The following is a 3429-nucleotide window of genomic DNA, read 5'->3' on the forward strand; positions in this document are numbered from 1 at the left end:
ACCTCGCGCTCAATTTCACCGGCACGTTCTTCACGATCCAGAAGGCGGCGCCGGTGATGGCTCAGGGCGGCAGCATCATCGTGACGACGTCGTTCCTGAACACGATCGGCTACGCGGGCCTGTCGATCCTGGCGGCGACCAAGGCTGCGGCGCGCTCGCTGGTTCGCACCCTGGGCGCAGAACTGGCGCCGCGCAGCATCCGCGTGAACGCGGTCAGCCCGGGCGCCATCGCGACACCCTTCTACAGCAAGATCGGCCTGCCCGACAACGTGCTGTCGGAGATCGCCGCCGGCATCACGCAGAAGGTCGGCCTGAAGCGCTTCGGCGATGCCGCGGAACTCGCGAAGACCGTGCTGTTCCTCGCCAGCGACGACTCGTCATACACGACCGGCACGGAGCTCGTGGTCGACGGCGGCCTGACCCAGTTTTGAGGACCCCATGGGAACGACGATCCAATTCAAGCGCCCGGATGGCCAGAAGCTGCCGGGGATCGCACGTTCATGTTCTTCGCCAAGCACCTGACGGGATGCGTCCGAAGTCTGCCAATGCCTCGCGAAGTTGCGGAACGGCGAAGTCGATGAATCGGCGGAGCTTGACCGGCATCATGTCGCGAGACAGGTGGACGAGATGCACCGGGATCGGCTCGACCTCGAATTCCTGCAGGATGAATCGGAGCTTCCCGGCGCGCACTGCCTCTGCCACGTCGTGCTCGAGCAGCATGGTCGCGCCCACGCCATCGATGGCGGCATCGGCGGCTGCGTCTGGCGACGACACGAGCAATCGCGGTGTGTCCGTGATCGTGTGCAGCTCGCTGGCTTCCGGATGGCGAAAGCGCCACGGCGACAGGAACGGGCTGTTGAACACGACGCGAGGGTAGTCGCGCAGATCCTCGGGGCTGCGCGGCACGCCCTGCTTCTTCAAAAGCGCCGGGCTGGCCACCACCACGACGCGCAACAGCCCGACCCGCGTGGCCACCAGGTTGCTGTCGCGCAGGCGGCCGATCCGCACCGCGACATCCGCGTGCGAGTCGACGAGGTCGATGTTGCGGTCGGATTGCAGGAGCTGTATGCGGATCTCGGGAAACTGCACAAGGAATTGATGGATGACGGGCAGTACCCGCAGCCGCGCCACCTGCACCGGCGTTGTCACGACGAGCTCGCCGCGTGGGTTCGTGAACTCACCGGCGGCGCGACGCTCCTGCTCATCGACCTGTTCGAGAATCTGCCTTGCTGCGGCAACGTAGTCGGCCCCCGCATCCGTCAGCGAGAGCTTGCGCGTCGTTCGAACGAGAAGCTTCGTGCCGACCATCGCCTCCAGGTCGTTGACATGGCGCGTGAGCGTGGCAACGGGAATCCGCAGTTGCCTGGCGGCCGCCGACAGGCTTCCCTCCTCGACGGAAGAAACCAGCATCGCCATCGCTTCCAGTCTGTCCAATTGACTCACCTCAACAAACCGACGGCGCAGAGCAGCCGGGCTGCGTCCATCGAACGGCCGCGCGCCCTCACTCTACATGGGCTCGATACGATGTCCCTGACCCTTCGCTGTTCCATCGGTGCTGCCGGTCGTCGATCAGACGCCACACATCGGCAGGCCGGGCGAGGCGCGAAAGCCATCAACACACGCTCGTCCGTTCGCGGGCTTGTGGCATGCTCGGTCTGGCAGGACCTTCAACATCCATCACACGAGAGAGCCAACACCATGGGCATCATCGGCACCATCCTCGTCGGGCTGATCGTCGGCGCGATCGCGCGCTTTCTGCTGCCAGGCGAGCAGAAGATGGGCTGGATCCTGACCTGCCTGCTAGGCATCGCCGGCTCGATGATCGCTGGCTTCGTCGGCCAGGCGATAGGCTGGTATTCGGTGGGGCAGCCGGCCGGATGGATCGCCTCGGTCATCGGCGCCATCGTGCTGCTGTTCGTCGTCAGCAAGCTCAAGGGCAGCAGCAGCTGACCGCGTTCGCGGTTCGACCGCACCTGCGCGAGCGGCGAGGCAACACGCCGCGGGGCTATCCGGGCTCGAGGCCTTCGGGGGTGAAGCCACCTCGCCCCGCGAGCCGTGGAGGCAGGCGCGTGCCTTGTCAGCTTCTTCGCTCACGACGATCGCAAGATGAGGTAACCAGAAGTCGCCGGTCGCGAATGGCAGGTTGTGGCCGACAGTGCAGGTTCGCCGCCTCGCTCGCGAGCAGTCGTTCGGAGGCCGTGCCGTCTCCGCTGGGCGATCGCTTGCAGGGCGACGGATGAAGGGGCACAGTCGGCCACCGTTGCGATCGTCAGCGCGCGCCGTCAATCGCAGACGAGAGGTATCGATACCAAGCTTCACAGTATGGCAATACGCAGAGCGACCGCGACAGCTAACGTCTCATGTCCATGCGCGTTTCCGAGCACGAAGCGCGTCGGTCGCCCCACCCGTAACGACGCAAATCCCATGACACTCGAAGGCGCAGACTTCGCGACGCTCAAGCGATTGCCCTCTGGCGCGCGCCCTGACGAAGAAATCCAGATCGACGGCTGGATTGCGCCATTCGAACCAGCGATGGCGGCGTCCTATTTCGCCCTGGTTTCGGAGGCTGCATGCTGCGTTGGTTGCCTGCCGAGCGACGCGAGGTCGCGCATTGAGGTGTTCGCGGCAGCGCCGATCGCGATCACCGGCGAGAGCGTCCGCCTCGCCGGCCGCCTGCGCGCGCTGCCGGATCACGATCCGTCTGGCTGGAAGTTCCAGCTCCACGACGCCCGTGTGCTCTGTCGGCAGCGCGCGCCGGATGTCCGATTCACCCGGCGCAATGCGCTGCGCGCGTTGGCGTGGGCCGCGGCAGCCACGCAGCAGGCCTGCACCAGCACCCCGGCCCACCTGCTCGCGACGCCTGCTGCGGCGTCCGCGCCGCACCCTGCGCCGAACGAGAGCCGCCGCCTGCTCGAATCAATGGCCAGCGTCGACATTCACACGCACGCCGGCCACATCCTCGGCCTGGACCGCGTCAAGCACGGTGGCCGCTTCTCGCCGGTCGCGGCCCCGATGCGCGACGGCGGCATGGCCGTGCTGTGCCTGGCCATCGTCTCCGACTCGCCAACGCACCACGTCACCGCCGAGAAACGCATCCGGCCTTTCCGTGACCCGCAGCCCGGCGAGCTGCAGGCCTACGGTGAAGAGTCGTTCCGGCGCGTGCACGAACTCGCGCGCGCGCAGGGCTTGCGCATTGTGCGGAGCGCGCGTGACCTGGACGAAGCTCGCAGCGCAGCACCTTCCATCATCGTCACCGCCGAAGGCGGCGACTTCCTCGAGGGCCAGGCCGACCGCGTCGACGACGCCTACGAGCGCTGGGCGCTGCGTCATCTCCAGCTCACGCACTACCGCGTCAACGACCTCGGGGACATCCAGACCGAGCCCCCGGTGCACGGCGGCCTGACGCAGGCCGGCGCTGAAGTGATACGG

4 protein-coding genes are annotated in these 3429 nt (G+C 66.7%); 3 read left to right on the top strand and 1 reads right to left on the bottom strand.

Translation table 11 applies throughout. The features are described from left to right. A partial coding sequence (locus AC1D01_RS25900) for an SDR family oxidoreductase (RefSeq protein ID WP_477871467.1) occupies nt 1-431 on the top strand: 431 nt, incomplete at its 5' end. A 67-nt stretch (nt 432-498) separates the two neighbouring features. On the opposite strand, the gene AC1D01_RS25905 is transcribed toward AC1D01_RS25900, so the two are convergent. Beyond that, entirely contained in the window at nt 499-1434 is a 936-nt protein-coding gene (locus tag AC1D01_RS25905) for a LysR family transcriptional regulator (protein ID WP_477871469.1), read from the bottom strand. 264 nt (nt 1435-1698) lie between these two features. Here AC1D01_RS25905 and AC1D01_RS25910 point away from each other — a divergent pair, with 264 nt between their 5' ends. Continuing rightward, on the top strand, nt 1699-1950 hold the full coding sequence (locus AC1D01_RS25910; protein ID WP_477871471.1) for a GlsB/YeaQ/YmgE family stress response membrane protein: 252 nt from the start codon (nt 1699-1701) through the stop codon (nt 1948-1950). 474 nt (nt 1951-2424) lie between these two features. Further along, on the top strand, nt 2425-3429 hold a 1005-nt coding region (locus tag AC1D01_RS25915), incomplete at its 3' end, for a membrane dipeptidase (protein ID WP_477871473.1).

The sequence above is a fragment of the Rhizobacter sp. P3_B12 genome (assembly GCF_056402895.1).

Coding starts and splice junctions, on each gene's coding strand:
- AC1D01_RS25910 (WP_477871471.1), top strand. CDS start 1,699: ATGGGCATCATCGGCACCATCCTCGTCGGGCTGATCGTCGGCGCGATC.